The sequence below is a fragment of the Methylobacterium sp. Leaf361 genome (assembly GCF_001424445.1).
Classification (GTDB): Bacteria; Pseudomonadota; Alphaproteobacteria; order Rhizobiales; family Beijerinckiaceae; genus Methylobacterium.
Map to the genome: position 1 here is coordinate 79414 of NZ_LMPY01000011.1, position 16322 is coordinate 95735.

The following is a 16322-nucleotide window of genomic DNA, read 5'->3' on the forward strand; positions in this document are numbered from 1 at the left end:
AGTATTCGAGGGATGAGGGCCCGCTGTACCTGACTGAGGCTAAAAGGCCACATGCGTACTCGGTTGTTTACCCTGTTGGGGTCCGAGTACTGATTTCATCGGTGCGGCGCTGTACCAAACGGCACGCTCCGCGGGAGGAAAGGCCGCCCCGCGCGCCGTCCGACGCGACGGGCGAATCACTGGCGGATCCCTGCCGGGATCCGGAATCGCCGCGGCGGCGATCGAGAGCGCTCTCCGCCGAAGCGGATACCGGTTCGGCGTGAGAGAGCGCGTCAAGACAAAGGATTAGAGCCATGCCCGATTGCAGCGCGATCGGGCACGGCTCTAGTCCAGCCGGACCAGGAGATCGCGCATGCCGCCGACATCGACGAACGTGCTGAGGTCGCGGCCGAGCAGGCCGGCATGTCGCTCCGCGTAGGCCTCCGGCGTGAGCGTCCGCAGGAACGCCGTCACCGAATCGGCGAGCGGCTCGGGAAACGCCCAGCCCAGGCGCTCCGACACCGCGTAGCGTCCGGTCGCCGTCGCGGCGCGCGCCAGCGTCAGGGCGCCGCACAGGCCGCCCTCGTAGAGCCGGTTCGGCAGTAGCCAGTTCGAATTCAGTCCATCATCGAGGTAATCGACGGCCCAACTGAAGTGGATCCCGCTGTAGATCTCCGGAAGGTCGCGGGGATTGGCGTAGGGGCCGCGGAACGACATGTTCGGCCGGCCGTCCAGCGTGTCCGCCAGGGCGCGCGGGGCGATGTCCTCCTCGGAGAGGCGCCCGGCCAGGACGATCCGCACCGAGTCGCCGAGGGCGTCCGCGATGGCGGCGAGGATCGTCAGGCTCCGGCGGCAGCGCAGCGTCCCGAACCAGCCGATCACCCAGGGCGGTTCCGCCGTCCGGGTGCGGTCGAGCCGGGTCGTCACCTCGCCGAGGCGGTGGCCCATGACCTTGTTCTCGAGGAGGTGCCACGCGCCGGCGAAGCCCTGGACCGGCCGGAAGTACCGGTCGATGAAGTCCGGGGCACTGACGACGAGGAGGTCGCTGCGGCCGAGGATCCAGCGCTCGACCGCCCGGGCGATCCGTCCCGGCGCGTCCGGCCGCACCATCAGCCGCTGGATGTCCAGCACCTCGTAGACGAGGCGCGCGCGGCTCCCGGCGAGGCGCGCCGCGGTCCAGGCCACGAGGGCCATGTCGAGGTTGCGCACGTAGATCACGTCCGCCGCGCGCAGGTCGCGCCGGCGGCGCAGCGCCCGGGCGATGCCGACGGCGAGGCGCGGCAGGCGGCGGGCGTAGTTGCGGTCGACGGTCAGGCCGAGGGGGACGATGTCGTCGGCCACCGGGGCCTCGGCCGGCACCGCGCCGGGGCGGTCCCGCTCGAAGGCGTACACGATGACCGACCACCCGGCGTCCCGGATGGCGTCGACCCGCTTCCGGACCGTGGGCTCGGCCCAGTCGTGCCCGAAGAAGGCGACGCGGCGGCCGCGCGGGGTCGCGGAAACCGCGAAGGCCGGGGTCGGGGCGGCCCGGGCCGGCACGAAGGCCGCCACTCGGTCGAGACCTTCGGCGCGCGGGCCGGTCACGAGGCCGCCTGGGTCGCGCCGCGGGCGCTGCGCCGGGCCGCGGTCCAGCGGCTCAGCGCGCCGCGGAATCCGCCGCGCCGGACCGTCTGGCCGTCGTTGGTCTTGTTGAGCACGACGCCCAGGACGGTGCTGCCGCTCGACTCGAGATCGTGCACGGCGGTGGCGACGTCGTCGATGCTGGTCCGGCCCGCCTCCACCACGATGATCAGGCCGTCGAGCGTGTCGAGGAGCGGCCGGAGCGTGGGGAGCTCGTCCACCGGGGGCAGGTCGACGACGACGCGGTCGAGGGCGGGGCGGTCGAGGGCGGGGCGTCCGTCCCCCAGCACCGCGGCGACGCCCTCCGGGGTCATCAGATCGCTGAAATGGGGATCGTTCGGGTGGCGGTTGCCGCAGGCGAGCAGGCGGACCTCGCCGGGCTGGGGGCGGACCGCCTCGGTGGCGCCGCAGCGGCCGGCGAGCACGTCGAGGAGTCCGCGCTGCTCGGTGGCCTGGCTGAGCCGCGAGAGCGTCCCCTGCCGGACGTCGGCGTCGATCATCAGCACCCGCCCGGAGCTCGCGCGGGCGCGGGCGAGGAGCTGGCCGAGATTGCTCGCGAACAGGGTCTTGCCCGCGCCGGCCCCCACGGACGTGACGCCGATCGCGAAGACCGGGCCGCGGCGGTCGCTGCCCAGGACGTGCGCCTTGAGGCTGTGCAGGCGCTCGACGAACACCGATTGCGGCATGAACCGCACGGCGCTCGCCCGGAACGCCTCGATGCTGGCCGGACGTTGCGCCTCGTTGGCGTGGGCCTGCGCCAGGGCGAGCGCCGCCCGGAAGCCGGGCTCGCGCCGCAGCTCGGGGAGGGCGGCGAGGCAGGTCAGGCCGTGTCCGGTCAGCTGCCGGGGCGTGCGGATCGTCCGGTCGAACCAGTGCCGCGCGAAGGCGCCGCTCACGCCGAACCCGGTGCCGACCAGGAGGCCGAGCAGCATGATCAGGCTGCCGCGGGGCGCGCTCGGGGATTCCGGCACGGTCGCGGGCGTGATCACGTGGGCGGAGGGCTGCGGATAGGATTGCTGGTTGACGGCGTCGATGTAGCGCTGGAGCAGGTTGGTGTAGATCTGGTCGTAGGTCTCGGCGGTGCGGTCGAGCTCCCGCGCCTTGACCCGGGCGTTGCTCATGATCAGCGTCTTCGAGATCAGGGCGTCGAAGGCCGCCGTCATGCTGTCCTCGCGCGCCTTGGCGACCTCGAAATCGTGGTCGAGGGACACGGCGAGGCGCTCGAGCTCGGTGCGCAGCGACTGCTTGGCCGCCAGGATGTCCCGCTGGATCGCCTGGACCGCCTCGTGGTCGGGGCCGAGGCGGCGCTTCAGGTCGTCGGCGCGCTGCACGAGGTCGACGTACTGCCGGCGCAGCTGGATGATGACGCTGTCCTTGAACGCCTCGGTGATCCCCGGATCGGCGATGTCGGAATCGAGGAGCCCGCGGATCTGGTCGCGCACCGCGCGGGCGTCGACGGTCTTGGACCGGGCTGCGGCCACCGCGGTGTTGAGCTCCTCGACCTGCTGCTCGCCCACGAGGCCGCGCTTGCCCAGGTCGATGATGGTGTGCTCGGCCTTGTAGGTCTGGGCCTCGCGCGAGGCCTGGCTGGCGCGCTGCTGGAGTTCCTTCAGGCGCGGCAGCATCCACTCGCCGGCGACCTTCCAGACCTGGGCCCGGTTCTCCAGCTCGGTGCTGACATAGGCCCCGGCCACCGCGTTCGCGACGGCGGCCGCCGTCGCGGGATTGTCCGCGCTGTAGCCGACCTCGATCACGTAGGCGGCGCCGATGCGGCTGGCCTCGACGTTCTCGCGCAGCGTCCGCGCCTGGCGCAGGTCCGGGCTGACGGGGGCGGGTTCCTGGACCGGCCGCTCGGCCCCGATCAGCCGGAGGGGCAGCGCCTTGGCGGCCTTCACGAACTCCCGGACCTTCGCGACGAGCGGGTGCGTCGGCGCCGCCAGATCCTTCAGGGCCGACTCGTCGAGCCGGTGCACGGCGGCGAGCGCGATCTTCTCCGAGCGGATGTACTCGACCTGGCTCTCGACCTCGGCGATCTCGAGCGGCGTCCCGGCGTTGGGCGTGTCGCGGGCCGTCACCGGGCTGGAGCGGCTCTCGATGTAGACGCGGGCCCGGGCCGTGAAGATGGCCGGCGCCGTCGCGACGTAGATCCCGGCGCAGACCAGCCCGACGGCGGCGAAGGCCAGGATCGACCGCCAGTTCTGCCGCGCGATGGTCAGGATCGAGACCTGGGACTCCGTCTCGGGCGAGAAGGGCTGGCCGCGCCAGGCTCCGGTCCCACCGGGGCGGGTCGCACCGATCGGCAGGAAGGACGCGCTGGTCGAGTGTCGGTTCATGGATCTCTCCTCACCGCGGCGGTCACCGCCTCGGGGCGCTATCCGTCAAAGGGGACGCCGGCTCGGCCCAATGGGCGCGTCGAGCCGGGGCGGGTGGGTCAGTTCTGGCCGGCCCCGTCGCCGACGCCCCGCATGGCGGGATCCGGCTTGAGCGCGATCTCCACGACGTCGCCCGGCAGCAGCTCCGTGTCCTCGGCGGCGTCGATCTGCGTCTTGGCCAGTCCGCTCTGCCGGAAGACCGCGATCGCCGCCTGCGCGCGGCTTCCGGACAGGAGCTGCGCCCGGAGGGCGCCGGTATAGACCAGCTTGTCGTTGATGCTGTTCAGGCGCGACCGGTACGTCGCCAGGTTGTTCTCCGCGACCTGGAGCTTCTCCAGGGCGTCCATGGCCTGCACGTCGTCGACCCGCTCGAGCTTGCGGGCGACGTCGCTCTTGTCGCGCTCGAGCTGGGTGAGCTGGACCGTCGTCTGCAGCGCGCGGGTCGAGGAGAGCAGGACGGCGCGCCGCGCGTCGGTCAGCCGGGTCGTGACCACGGCGCCGCGCTGGAAGAGCGCCCGCACGGTGTCGTAATCCTCGGCGTCGGCGGTGACGCCCTCCTTCTCCTTGACCTGCTGATCGCTGAGGCTGGTGAACTGCGTCTGCGTCCGGTTGAGGGAGCGCTGCAGATGGTCCTTCTCCTTGGCGATGTCGGTCATCTGCACCCGGAGCTGCTGCTCGGCGAGCTTCTGCGCCGGGGTCGCGCGGCTGCCCGGGGCGACGTCCGCCGGCGGCGGGGACTTGTCGCCCCGCGACGCGGCGACGACCGCCTTCAGGCGCCAGATCGTGGCGGATTCCCGCTGGATGCTCGCCCAGGTGCTGTCGTACTCGGCGCGCAGGTTCGCCGTCTCGACGACGGGGTTCTCCATCCTGAACCGCAGGAGGTTGTAGCCGCCCGCCAGGGCGATGGCCTGCCGCACGGTCATGCCCGGATGGAACGGGTGCTCGCCCTGCTTGGTCACGTCGCCGCTCAGGTAGACCGGCTGGTACTTCGAGATCCGCACCCCGATCTCGTCGGGCTCGAGCACGGCGATCGATTCCTTGCCCTCGGAGTTGCGCTGCCGCACCGCCTTGGCGGGCAGCGACTTCTGCAGGCTCTGGCGCAGCTCCGCGACGGTGAGCCCGGCGGCCGGCACGTCCCCGAGCAGCGGGACCATGACGGTGCCGTCGGTGGAGACCGTCGCCTCCTGCTTGAAGGTCGGGATGCTGAGGGCCGTGACCTCGATCGTGTCGCCGGGCCCGATGCGGTACTCCGCGGCCGCCGGCAGCGCCGACAGGGCGAGCAGGCACGCCGCGAGACCGGCGCGGCCGGCGCGGGCGGTGGCGCGGGTTGCCGCGGTCTTCGTCGACATCTTCGACACGCATCGTCCCCTTAAGGCTCGCCCTCGGAACCCGGGCGCGGCGGTCGAGCGGCAGGACCGCGCCGGCCTCACGGGCTCATGAGGGCTGAGACGGCATGATGCGTAACGGCCGAGCCAGCCGGGACTCCTCCAAATGGCGGGCGCGCGCATCCATGCCGGGGCGGGGGCTTCGCCTTTCGACGTAGGCCCCCTGGCCCGAACGGTGTGCCGGCGCCGTGGGGCGCCACCCCGGACGGGCGCCGTTCGCCTTTCGACGGACGAACCGCATCGAAAGCCTGGGTTCCCGGCCGTCCGCAGCTCTGTGCAGTTTTGACGCACAGAAGTTCGGCGGAAGGAGCGGCGGGTATGCCGATTACCGATGCAGATATTGGGGCGGATGTGGGGATCTTCTACCCGGATCTAGTCAATATTTATGGATGTCGAATCGAGAGCGGTTCGCGCATCGGCCCCTTTGTGGAGATCCAGCGCGGCAGCCGGATCGGCCCGCGCTGCAAGATCTCCTCGCACAGCTTCATCTGCGCGGGCGTCTCGATCGGGGCCGAGGTGTTCGTCGGCCACGGCGTGGTCTTCACCAACGAGCTCTACCCGGAAGCCACCAACGCGGACGGGAGCCTGAAGCGGGACGGCGAGTGGGAGCTCGTCGAGACCGTGGTCGAGGCCCGCGCCTCCATCGGCTCCAACGCCACCATCGTGGCGGGGATCACCATCGGCGAGGGCGCCCTGGTCGGCGCCGGTGCCGTCGTCACCCGGGACGTCCCGGCCTTCGCCATCGTCGCCGGATGCCCCGCGCGGGTCGTCGGCGACACCCGCACCAAGCGCGCCGAGAGCGCCGCGCGCGCCCGTTCCGTCCAGTCGCCGCGGCCCGAGCCGGCCGAGCCTCTGCAGGTTGCTTGAGGGAAATGCAGTCATGATCTCGATCGGTATCGTCGGATACGGCTACTGGGGGCCGAACCTCGCCCGGTGCACCTCGGAGAGCGAGCGCTGCCAGCTGGTGGCCATCGCCGACCAGTCGCCCGCCGCGCTCGGCCGGGCCGGCAAGCGCTACCCCGCCGTCCAGCTCCGTCAGGACTGGCGCGACCTCGTGGCCGATCCCGCGATCGACGCCGTCATGGTGGCGACGCCGGTGAGCTCGCACTTCGAGATCGCCATCAACGCGCTGCGGGCCGGCAAGCACGTCTTCATCGAGAAGCCGATCACGCCCTCGGCCTTCGAGGCCCGGCTGCTGATCGAGGAGGCGGCCAAGCGCAACCTGCGGCTGATGGTGGACCACACCTTCGTCTACACGGGCGCGGTCGAGAAGATCCACGAACTCATCACGACCGACGCCATCGGCGACGTGTTCTACTACGACTCGACCCGGGTGAACCTCGGCCTGTTCCAGCGCGACGTGAACGTGATCTGGGACCTGGCGGTCCACGACCTCGCGATCCTCGACCACATCCTGGACCTCGCCCCGGTGGCGATCTCGGCGAGCGGCACCGGCCATTTCAGCGGCCGCCCCGAGAACATGGCCCACCTGACCGTCTTCTACCCGCGCGGCGTCGTCGCGCAGATCAACGTCAACTGGCTCGCGCCCGTGAAGGTGCGGCAGACGCTGATCGGCGGCAGCAAGAAGATGATCGTCTACAACGACCTCGACCCGATCGAGAAGGTCAAGGTCTACGACCGCGGCGTCACCGTCGGCGGCGGCTCGGACGACATCACCGAGCTGATGGTCTCCTACCGGACCGGCGACATGTGGTCGCCGCACCTGTCCTTCCGCGAGGCGCTGATCGTCGAGATCGAGCACTTCGCCGACTCCATCGAGAACGGCACCGCGCCCATGACCGACGGCCACAGCGGCCTGCGCGTCGTCGAGATGCTCGAAGCCGCCATGCGCTCCCTGCGCCAGAACGGCACCCCCATCGACCTCATGCCACTTGCGAGGGCCTCGTGATCCCCTTCCTCGACCTCAAGGCGCAGTACGCGGCGATCGGCGGCGACGTCGAGACCGCGGTCCTCAACGTCCTGCGCAGCGGCGACTTCGTCCTCGGCCCGGCGGTCAGCGCCTTCGAGGCGGCCTTCGCCGAAGCCTGCGGCGCCCGCCACGCGGTCGCCGTCAGCAGCGGCACCGCGGCCCTGCACCTCGCCCTCCTCGCCCTCGACATCGGTCCGGGCGACGAGGTGATCACGGTCTCGTCGACCTTCGTGGCGACGGTGGCGGCGGTGCTGTACGCCGGCGCCACTCCGGTCCTCGTCGACATCGACCCGGTCGACTGGACCATGGACCCGGCCCTGGTCGAGGCGGCGATCACGCCCCGCACCAAGGCGATCCTGCCGGTGCACCTCCACGGCCGGATGGCCGATCTCGACGCGCTCGGCGCCATCGCCCGGCGCCACGGGATCGCCCTCGTCGAGGACGCCGCCCAGGCGCATCTCGCCGAGCGCGGCGGCCGCAAGGCCGGCACGATCGGGGATCTCGGCTGCTTCAGCTTCTATCCCGGCAAGAATCTTGGGGCCTACGGCGAGGGCGGCGCCATCGTCACGGACAGGGACGACCTCGCCGAGGCGGCCCGCTGCCTGCGCGACTGGGGCCAGCAGGGCAAGTACAACCACGTCCGCCACGGCTTCAACCTGCGCATGGACGGCGTCCAGGGCGCGGTGCTGGGGGTCAAGCTCCCGCACTTGGAGGGCTGGACCCGCGCCCGCCAGGCGGTGGCGGCGGAGTACGGGGCGCGGCTCGCGGGCCTCGGCCTGGAGCTTCCGGCCCCCGCCGGCCTCGACCACGTGTTCCACGTCTACGCCGTGTCGACGGCGGACCGCGAGGGGCTGCGCCAGTACCTCAACGCGGCCGGTATCGCCACCGGCATCCACTACCCCGTCCCGGTCCACCGGCAGCCCGCTTACAGCCACCTCGACGACGGTGCCGGCCGCCTGCCGGTCACCGAGCGGCTGGCCGCCCGGACCCTGTCCCTCCCGATGTTCCCCGAGATGACGTCCGCGCAGATCGACACCGTCTGCCGGGCCGTCGCCAGCTACTGCGAGGTCGCCGATGCCCAAGCTGCGTGAGGTCACCAAGGGAAGCCGGTTCAGCGGCGACCTGCGCGGGACCCGGATCCTGGTCACGGGCGGATCGGGCTTCATCGGCTCCCACATCATCGACCTGCTGGTCGAGGCCGGCTGCGACGAGATCGTGGCCATCGACAACATGATCCGCGGCCGCCCCGAGAACCTCGGGGACGCCCTCGGCTCCGGCCGCGTCCGCCTCGTCCAGGGCGACATCCGCGACCGCGCCCTGATGGACACGCTGGTCAAGGGCACCGACGTGGTGTTCCACCAAGCGGCCCTGCGGATCACGCAGTGCGCCGCGGAGCCCCGCCACGCCTTCGAGGTGATGGCCGCCGCGACCTTCAACCTGCTGGAGAGCTGCGTCGAGGCCGGCGTCGCCAAGGTCGTGATGGCCTCCTCGGCCTCGGTCTACGGGATGGCGGAGGTCTTCCCGACGACCGAGAAGCACCACCCCTACGACAACCGGACCCTGTACGGCGCCGCCAAGTCCTTCGGCGAGGGCCTCCTGCGCTCGTTCAACGACATGCACGGGCTCGACTACGTGGCGCTCCGGTACTTCAACGCCTACGGCCCGCGGATGGACCTGACCGGCCGCTACACCGAGGTCATGGTCCGCTGGATGCAGCGCCTGGCCGAGGGCCAGTCGCCGATCGTGTTCGGCGACGGCCTGCAGACCATGGACCTCGTCCATGTCCGCGACATCGCCCGGGCCAACATCCTGTCGGCGATCTCGCCCGCCACCGACGTGGTGCTCAACGTCGGCACCGGCGTCGAGACCTCGCTGGTCGACCTCGCCGGCCACCTCACCCGGATCATGGGCCGGGACGGCACGCCGCTGGTCCACGAGGCCGAGCGGGCCGTGAACCCGGTGCCCCGGCGCCTCTGCGACACGAGCCTCGCCAAGGAGCTGATCGGCTTCGAGGCGAAGATCGGGGCGGCCGAGGGCCTCGCCGACCTCGTCGCCTGGTGGCAGGACGAGTCCCGCTCGGATCACCTGCGGCGGGCGCTCGCATGATCCCGATCGCCAAGCCCGAAGTCGGCGCCCCCGAGGCCGAGGCCGCCGCCGCCGTCGTCCGCTCCGGATGGCTGACCCAGGGGCCGCAGGTCGCGGCCTTCGAGACGGAGTTCGCCGCGATCGTCGGCGCGCCCCACGCCTGCGCGGTCTCGAACTGCACGACCGCGCTGCATCTCGCCCTGCTCGCCGTCGGGGTCGGCCCCGGCGACGAGGTGGTGACGGTGAGCCACAGCTTCATCGCCACCGCCAACGCTATCGCCCAGTGCGGGGCGACGCCGATCTTCGTCGACATCGACCCGGCGACCTACAACATGGCCCCGGACGCCGCCGCGGCGGCGATCACCGGGAAGACGAAGGCGATCGTCTGCGTCCACCAGATGGGCATGCCCTGCGACCTGGAGGCGATCGCCGCGATCGGGCGCCGCTCCGGCATCCCGGTGATCGAGGACGCCGCCTGCGCCATCGGCTCCGAGCGGCTCCAGGGCGACGTCTGGCGGCCGATCGGCAGCCCGGCGGGCGACATCGCCTGCTTCTCGTTCCACCCGCGCAAGGTGCTGACCACCGGCGACGGCGGCATGATCACCACCGCCAACGCCGCGTGGGACCGGACCTTCCGGCTGCTGCGCCAGCACGGGATGAGCGTCTCCGACATCGCCCGCCACGGCAGCGCCAAGGTGGTGGTCGAGGCGTACTCCATCGCGGGCTTCAACTACCGGATGACGGACGTGCAGGCGGCCATCGGCCGGGAGCAGCTGAAGCGACTGCCCGACCTGATCGCCCGGCGCCGCAACCTCGCCGACGGCTACCGCGCGCGGCTCGCCGATCTCCCCGGGGTGACGCCGCCGCCCGAGCCGATGGGGCTGCGCAGCAACTGGCAGAGCTACTGCGTCCGCCTCCCGGACGACGCGGACCAGCAGGCGGTCATGCAGGCGATGCTCGACCGGGGCATCGCCACCCGCCGGGGCATCATGTGCGCGCATCTGGAGCCGCCCTACGCGGAGGCGCCGCGGCGGTTCGCGCTGCCCGAATCCGAGCGGGCGCGCGACCACGCGATCCTGCTGCCGCTCTACGCGGCGATGACGGAGGCGGAGCAGGACCAGGTCGTCGACGGCCTGCGCGACGCCCTGCGATGATCCCCGCACCGGTCAAGAGCCTCGCCCGGACGGTCGGCCTGACGCGCCCGCGCGTCGCCGCCGCCCGGATGGCCTGCGAGCGCACGACGCTCGCCCTCGCCCGGATCCGGCGCCCGGCGCCGGGCGGCCGCATCCTCTGCTACCACTCGGTCGGCCAGGCGGAATGCGGCGTCAACGACGTCTCTCCCGCGCGCTTCCGCCACCAGCTCGAGCGCGCCCTCAGCCTCGGCTACCGCTTCGTGCCGGCGGCCACGATCGCCGACGGGCGCGGCGGCGCGCGGGACCTCGCCATCACCTTCGACGACGGCTGGCGCAGCGTCCTCAGCGGGGCGGCCCCGATCCTCAGCGATCTCGGGATCCCCTGGACCCTGTTCATCGTGTCGGGCTGGCTCGACCGGCCCGAGAGCGCGCCACCGGGTGTCCTCGGCTGGGGCGCCATCGAGGCGCTGGCCGCCAACGGGGTCGAGATCGGCAGCCATTCCGTGACCCACCCGGATTTCGGGCGCCTCAGCGCGGAAGAGGCGGCCGAGGAGCTGGAGGAATCCCGGCGCGCCATCGGGGCCCGCCTCGGCGTCCTGCCCGACTCCTTCGCGATCCCCCTGGGGCAGTCGGCGAACTGGACGCGGGCGGCCGCCCACGCGGCCCGGGAGGCGGGCTACCGGATCGTCTACGCGCAGGCGGTGGAGACCCGCCCGATCGGGACCGCGGCGCGTAACTTCGTCACGCAGTTCGACAACGCTCTCGTGTTCGACGCCCTGCTCCGGGGCGCATTTGATGCCTGGGAGGAGTGGGTATGAATTGGCCCGTGCAACGCCGTGTCTCCGTCGTGGTGCCGACCTGCAACCGGGCACCGCTCCTGCGCGAAGCCCTGGCCAGCATCCGCGCCCTGGAAGGCCCCGATCTCGTCTTCGAGATCATCGTGGGCGACAACGGCGCGCCGGGGCCCGGAGCCCAAGTCGCCGCGGAGTTCGGTGCGATCCACGTCCCGCTCGACCGCCCCGGTGCCGGCGCGGCCCGCAATGCCGCCCTCGCCAGGGCGAGCGCGCCCTATGTGGCCTTCCTCGACGACGACGACGTATGGTTGGCCGACCACGTTCGCTGTCATCTTGACCTCCTCCAACGGGATCCGGATCTCGGCATGGTCTTCGGGCAGATCGTGACTACCGACTGTGAGCGTATACCGACCTCGACACCGTGGCCCGACAGCATTCCCGACAATCGGGACGCGCTCATCCAGATGATGCTAGGCGGATACTTCCCCCAGATCGGCGGTACCGTCGTCCGCACGAGCCTCAGAGAGAGCGTCGGCTTCTTTGATGAGGCACTGCTGGGCGACCAGGATTGGGATTGGCATCTGCGCGCGGCTTGGAGGCATCGCGTCCGACTCGTCCAGATGGCCTGCGTCCTGTTCCAGCAGCGCCCCGACGGAACATTTGACGCCCTGATCGCGCGACGGATGCGCTTCACGCGCCGGGTGTTTCTGCGCCACGTGAGGCGTCTGCCCGCGCTCCGGACCGCGCCGCGGACCGTGGCCCGCATGTATGTCGGTGCGATGCGCGGTTACTTCGAGGCGCTGGTCGCTTCCACCATCCGCCACGCGGCAAGCGGGAGGCGGGCTGCCGCGGGCCGCGCCGCCTATCTCGCCTTCAACGCAATTCCGCACCGCGCGGTGCGCGACGCTCTTAGGCCCACACCATTCCGGGCCGCTCTCAGCGCTGCGCTGAGAGGTACGGCGCACAGGAACGCGCAGCTGAGCTCCAAAGCGCCCTGAGGCCCGGTCGCTTCGGGAGCGGTACGGCCACAAGGGGCATGCCGCTCCCGCCTCGATCTGCGCGCTCCGTCGAGCGATCGCGGGAGGAATCGATCCGGTTTGACGCTTTCTCATCCGTCTTCAGATGAGGATTTCGGTGCTTTCCGTCTGTGCACGCGCGTCGAGCCAGGGCAGGCCGGCGCCTTCTCTGCGCGCTCTCGGGCCCGTTCGCCGAGACCGTGATGGCGGGGGTGCTGTATCACCGCGGGCACTTCAAGTCGAAATCGGGTGAGGCGATCTAACGATCGTTACTCCCCGAGCACACGACTGCGGCCGCTACTCTACGCCCTGCGCCGCGTGACAATCGGGGCGATGTGGCCCAGCGCGCCATTGTTTCGTGAGGCGTCCACCGAGATCCGCCCCTGCCTGCGGAGGAGCAGGCCGCAGAACAGCACCACGCCGATCATGATTGCCGGGACGACCCGCACATGGGAGAGCCCGTAGGGCGGGGCAGGCGGTACTGAACCCCACAATCTCCGCCAGACGTCCTTCAGATCCCAGTATAGCTGCCGGATCAGCGGTGTGCGAATGTGTTTGATATAGAGGGCGCCGTTGCCGATCCCGTAGCCCCGCATCAGCGTGTGCGCCTCCAGCAGCGTCCGCCGCCCGTGGAAATGGGCGACACGCAGCCGGGGCTCGTAAGCAATGGGGATGCCGGCCAGCCAAGCGCGATACGTAATCCGTATCTTCGCAAGCCTTCAGCAGTGATCTAGCCCCGAGGCGCTCGTCAACCGGGCCAAGTGCCGCGACAACCGCGCGCATGAGCGTCATCTTGCAGCCCAGGATGAAGCCGCCGACCCCGACGCCGTTGAAGCGGGCGGCCTGATCCTCGGTCTTGATGGTCAGCGGCAGGTCTGCGGTCGTGCCGAGATCGACGCGGCCCCCGATGATCACCGGTCCTGTCACGTCGGCATAGAGCGCGCGCAACTGCACGAAATAGTCGGGCGCCACGCAGCAGTCGTCGTCGGTCAACACAATGATCTCGCCCGCCGCCGCGCGCAGCCCGGTATTCCGCGCGCGAGCGAGACCTGGGTATGCCTCCGGGATGACGCGAATGATGAAGCTGGATTGCGTAGCGAAGGCCTCCACCAGAGTGCGGGTGCCGACCGCGGGTTTGCCATTGTCGACGACAACGAGCTCGATCGACACGTCCTCCGTCCGGGCCGCGGCCTGCTGGAGACTCTTGAGCGCCATGTCGAGCGAGGAGACGCGATTCCGCGTGCAGATCACGACGCTGACCTGCGGCGGCGCGATCTGCGAGGACGTCCACATGTCTACCCTCCTTGCGCAGAATAAGAGTTGAGCCACCAGAGTGGGGATCGGGTGAGGAGTCCCAGATCCGATCGTCTGGTAGCTGTTCGTATCCAGATCGACCGCGCAATCGGACTGCACCTTGCGCACCAAGTCCCTGAGCTGGCCGAAGGGGGCTCGTCCGGCCAGAGAACGGAGGGCGCCGACCTCCTCGGCAAACCGCACGGCCGGTGCCACGCCGGTCGTTCCATTGACGCGCCGATCGGCGATCTCGCGCGTCCAGCGATCCAGACGCGCCTCGAACGCCCCCAGTTCTCAAATCGTCGCCCGGCGATCGCGTTCTTCTTAACGTAGCCGACCCCGCGCTCGTCCTTGCCCTTCGTGCGGGCCCGGCACGGTGTGCAGGCCCTCGGCGCGAAGCCCCAGTACCGGGCAAAGGCATGCTGACCTTGCCCCGTGTTTGCCCCCGTTCATAACCAGAGTCCGTTCTGGTTCTGGTCCTGTCGGGACCGGGTTGCAAACGCGTTTGGGGTGAGCCCACCGAGGCTCGTGTGGGGGCGGCAGGTGTTGTAGTCGACCCGCCACGCCTCGATGATGGTCCGGGCTGCCGGCAGGCTCCGGAAGAGATGCTCGTTCAGGCACTCGTCGCGCAAGCGCCCGTTCAAGCTTTCGACAAAACCGTTCTGCTGCGGCTTGCCGGGGGCGATGTAGTGCCACTCGACCGTACGCTCCTCCTGCCTGCGCAGGATGGCATGCGAGGTCAGCTCGGTGCCGTTGTCCGAGACGATCATCAGCGGCTTGCCCCGGCCCACGATGATCCGGTCGAGTTCGCGCGCGACCCGCTGTCCAGACAGCGACGTGTCGACCACCAGGGCCAGACACTCCCGCGTGCAGTCATCGACCACGACGAGGATGCGGAAGCGCCGCCCGTCGTCGAGCGTGTCGGAGACGAAGTCGAGGCTCCAGCGCTGGTTCGGCTCCTGCGGCACCGCGGCCGGCGCTCGCGTGCCCAGTGCTCGCTTGCGACCCCCGCGCTTGCGCACCGACAACCGTTCCTCTCGGTAGAGCCGGAAGAGCTTCTTGTGGTTGAGCGTGAGGCCCTCTCGCCGCAGCAGGATGAGCAGGCGCCGGTAGCCGAACCGGCGGCGCTCGCCGGCCAAGCCGCGCAGGCGTACCCGCACGGCCGCGTCGTCGTCACGGGTCGAGGCGTAGCGGTACGTCTTCGGCTCCAGGCCGATCAGCCCGCAGGCGCGACGCTGCGAATAGCCCTTCTCCTCGATGGCCCAGCTCACGGCTGTTCTCCGTGCGCCGGGCGTCAGAAGTTTTTTCCCAGCGCCTCACGCAGCGTCGCCACGTCGAGCATCGCCTCGGCCAGCAGCTTCTTGAGCTTGCGGTTCTCCTCGTCGAGCGCCTTCAGGCGGCGCGCGTCCGAGACCTCCATGCCGCCGAAGCGCGAACGCCACGTGTAGAACGTCGCATCGCTGATGCCGTGGCGGCGGCAGATCTCAGTGACCGGCAGCCCAGCCTGCTGCTCCTTCAGGATGCCGATGATCTGCTCTTCGCTGAACCGGCTCTTCTTCATCGTCCGTCTCCTGATCGACGGCCTCTAGCTTCAGAATGAGGGCAGACCAGGGGGCAAGGTCAGCGGACCTCGCGCGTCGTGGCATCGTGATGCTCCACGAGCGCCTTCGGATGGTCGAACAACACTTCCGCCGGCACCCCGCCGAAGCGCAGGAAGGCGCCTTCCACGCCGGCGAACCAATCGGCCTGACGCTCGCGCAGCGAGGGGCGAATATGAAGCCGGCGCGAGTAGCCCAGTGTCGCGACGAACACGTGCACCCGCACGCGCTCGCCGCCGATCCACACCCGCGTGTCGCCGAAGTCGATCTGCAGCTGCTGCCCGGGCGCCGTCTCGAACCGCGTCGTCGCCAGCGTCCGCGCCTTCCGCTCGCGTCGCCAGCACCGCACCTGAAGTTCCACCGAGCGTGGACCGATGACGATGCCGTGCTCGCTGTCCAGCTCCTGCCGAATCACGTCCGCATTCCCGGCGTGCCGGAAAAACCGGTCCCGGAGCCAGTCCTCCAGCCCGTCGAACACCGTACGCCGCTGCGGCTTGCGGAACGGCGCCGGGCCACCTTCGCGCAGGTAGCGCCGCACCGTGTTGCGGGCACACCCGAACTCCCGCGCCAGCCGTTTGGCGCCCCAGCCAAGGTCACGCAGCCGCAACATTGCGGCCACCTCCTCATTCCGCAGCATCGTCTCACCCTGCACCGCCAGCATTAGTGCAGCGTCCATCGAAACCTCGCCTGACATCGCGTCTTCCCTCTTTGGGAAGGGGGCAGTTCTCCCTTTCGTCAGGGGGGCAGTTTCTCACTCCGCCCGATACTAACAACGGGACTGTCAGGAATTTCGTGTGGGGGCGGCCATAGTGGATCCGAAGGAGGTTCCCGATCGCACGATGCAAAGCGACCCTGTCCGGTCTTTAGGGGGCAACAACAACTACGCCCGCGTACAGCCCCGCCCCGACGCCGGCACCGTCCTGGCGCGGATCGGCGCCTGGATCACCGACTACAACGAATACCATCCCACCGTGAGCTCGACATGCGCTCGCCGCGCGAGTTCATCCGTGCTCAGATGCTGGCCTGCCCCCTGAAAAGTGGTCCTCCCTAAGGTATGGCTTTGAGCCATGTGGAGGATGTCATCATGGGACGGAAGAAGCATACGGCTGAAGAGATT

General features: G+C 70.3%; 12 protein-coding genes and 2 pseudogenes. 7 read left to right on the forward strand and 7 right to left on the reverse strand.

Features of this window, described 5'->3' with window-relative positions; all coding sequences use genetic code 11:
* Window positions 1-324 precede the first annotated feature (324 nt).
* The 3 genes from ASG32_RS09360 to ASG32_RS09370 form a co-directional block, all read right to left on the reverse strand.
* Window positions 325-1563: a glycosyltransferase gene (locus ASG32_RS09360; protein ID WP_056524950.1), complete on the reverse strand. Its 1239-nt coding sequence runs from the start codon at window positions 1561-1563 to the stop codon at window positions 325-327.
* On the reverse strand, window positions 1560-3932 hold the full coding sequence (locus ASG32_RS09365; RefSeq protein ID WP_056524953.1) for a polysaccharide biosynthesis tyrosine autokinase: 2373 nt from the start codon (window positions 3930-3932) through the stop codon (window positions 1560-1562). Before ASG32_RS09365 ends, ASG32_RS09360 begins: the two co-directional genes overlap by 4 nt.
* A 98-nt stretch (window positions 3933-4030) precedes the next feature.
* The gene (locus ASG32_RS09370; protein ID WP_056524956.1) at window positions 4031-5320 is read right to left on the reverse strand and encodes a polysaccharide biosynthesis/export family protein; all 1290 of its coding nucleotides are present in this window, start codon (window positions 5318-5320) and stop codon (window positions 4031-4033) included.
* Window positions 5321-5674: 354 nt separating this feature from the next.
* On the opposite strand from ASG32_RS09370, the gene ASG32_RS09375 reads away from it, so the two are divergent.
* The 7 genes from ASG32_RS09375 to ASG32_RS09405 are packed head-to-tail and all read left to right on the forward strand — an operon-like array spanning window position 5675 to window position 12296.
* Complete coding sequence (locus tag ASG32_RS09375; RefSeq protein WP_026604627.1) at window positions 5675-6223, forward strand: acyltransferase; 549 nt, start codon at window positions 5675-5677, stop codon at window positions 6221-6223.
* 13 nt (window positions 6224-6236) lie between these two features.
* Window positions 6237-7265 (forward strand): Gfo/Idh/MocA family oxidoreductase, encoded by a 1029-nt coding sequence (locus tag ASG32_RS09380; protein ID WP_056524959.1) that lies wholly within the window; start codon window positions 6237-6239, stop codon window positions 7263-7265.
* On the forward strand, window positions 7262-8377 hold the full coding sequence (locus ASG32_RS09385; protein ID WP_020091187.1) for a DegT/DnrJ/EryC1/StrS family aminotransferase: 1116 nt from the start codon (window positions 7262-7264) through the stop codon (window positions 8375-8377). Before ASG32_RS09380 ends, ASG32_RS09385 begins: the two co-directional genes overlap by 4 nt.
* Window positions 8361-9392, forward strand: coding sequence for an NAD-dependent epimerase/dehydratase family protein (locus ASG32_RS09390; protein WP_056524962.1), 1032 nt, complete (start codon window positions 8361-8363; stop codon window positions 9390-9392). The genes ASG32_RS09385 and ASG32_RS09390 overlap by 17 nt, the downstream gene beginning before the upstream one ends.
* Window positions 9389-10525, forward strand: a complete 1137-nt coding sequence (locus ASG32_RS09395) for a DegT/DnrJ/EryC1/StrS family aminotransferase (protein WP_056524965.1) — start codon at window positions 9389-9391, stop codon at window positions 10523-10525. Before ASG32_RS09390 ends, ASG32_RS09395 begins: the two co-directional genes overlap by 4 nt.
* A complete protein-coding gene (locus ASG32_RS09400; protein WP_056524967.1) occupies window positions 10522-11322 on the forward strand; it encodes a polysaccharide deacetylase family protein in 801 nt (266 codons plus the stop codon). Before ASG32_RS09395 ends, ASG32_RS09400 begins: the two co-directional genes overlap by 4 nt.
* Window positions 11319-12296 (forward strand): glycosyltransferase family A protein, encoded by a 978-nt coding sequence (locus tag ASG32_RS09405; RefSeq protein ID WP_056524971.1) that lies wholly within the window; start codon window positions 11319-11321, stop codon window positions 12294-12296. The genes ASG32_RS09400 and ASG32_RS09405 overlap by 4 nt, the downstream gene beginning before the upstream one ends.
* 315 nt (window positions 12297-12611) lie before the next feature.
* On the opposite strand, the gene ASG32_RS34985 is transcribed toward ASG32_RS09405, so the two are convergent.
* The 4 genes and pseudogenes from ASG32_RS34985 to ASG32_RS09430 form a co-directional block, all read right to left on the reverse strand.
* Complete coding sequence (locus ASG32_RS34985; protein ID WP_280141565.1) at window positions 12612-13607, reverse strand: glycosyltransferase family 2 protein; 996 nt, start codon at window positions 13605-13607, stop codon at window positions 12612-12614.
* 78 nt (window positions 13608-13685) lie between these two features.
* Window positions 13686-14029 (reverse strand): annotated as a pseudogene (locus ASG32_RS33750) (IS21 family transposase); the annotation flags it as partial.
* 27 nt (window positions 14030-14056) lie between these two features.
* A protein-coding gene (locus ASG32_RS09420; protein ID WP_107351943.1) for an IS3 family transposase occupies window positions 14057-15168 on the reverse strand; the annotation gives its coding sequence in 2 pieces (ribosomal slippage) (window positions 14057-14919 and window positions 14919-15168; 1113 coding nt in all).
* A 62-nt stretch (window positions 15169-15230) separates the two neighbouring features.
* Window positions 15231-15899, reverse strand: a pseudogene (locus ASG32_RS09430) (helix-turn-helix domain-containing protein); the annotation flags it as partial.
* Between the last annotated feature and the right edge of the window lie 423 nt (window positions 15900-16322).

Coding starts and splice junctions, on each gene's coding strand:
- ASG32_RS09370 (WP_056524956.1), bottom strand. CDS start 5,320: ATGTCGACGAAGACCGCGGCAACCCGCGCCACCGCCCGCGCCGGCCGC.
- ASG32_RS09390 (WP_056524962.1), top strand. CDS start 8,361: ATGCCCAAGCTGCGTGAGGTCACCAAGGGAAGCCGGTTCAGCGGCGAC.
- ASG32_RS09395 (WP_056524965.1), top strand. CDS start 9,389: ATGATCCCGATCGCCAAGCCCGAAGTCGGCGCCCCCGAGGCCGAGGCC.
- ASG32_RS09365 (WP_056524953.1), bottom strand. CDS start 3,932: ATGAACCGACACTCGACCAGCGCGTCCTTCCTGCCGATCGGTGCGACC.
- ASG32_RS34985 (WP_280141565.1), bottom strand. CDS start 13,607: ATGTGGACGTCCTCGCAGATCGCGCCGCCGCAGGTCAGCGTCGTGATC.
- ASG32_RS09380 (WP_056524959.1), top strand. CDS start 6,237: ATGATCTCGATCGGTATCGTCGGATACGGCTACTGGGGGCCGAACCTC.
- ASG32_RS09400 (WP_056524967.1), top strand. CDS start 10,522: ATGATCCCCGCACCGGTCAAGAGCCTCGCCCGGACGGTCGGCCTGACG.
- ASG32_RS09405 (WP_056524971.1), top strand. CDS start 11,319: ATGAATTGGCCCGTGCAACGCCGTGTCTCCGTCGTGGTGCCGACCTGC.
- ASG32_RS09375 (WP_026604627.1), top strand. CDS start 5,675: ATGCCGATTACCGATGCAGATATTGGGGCGGATGTGGGGATCTTCTAC.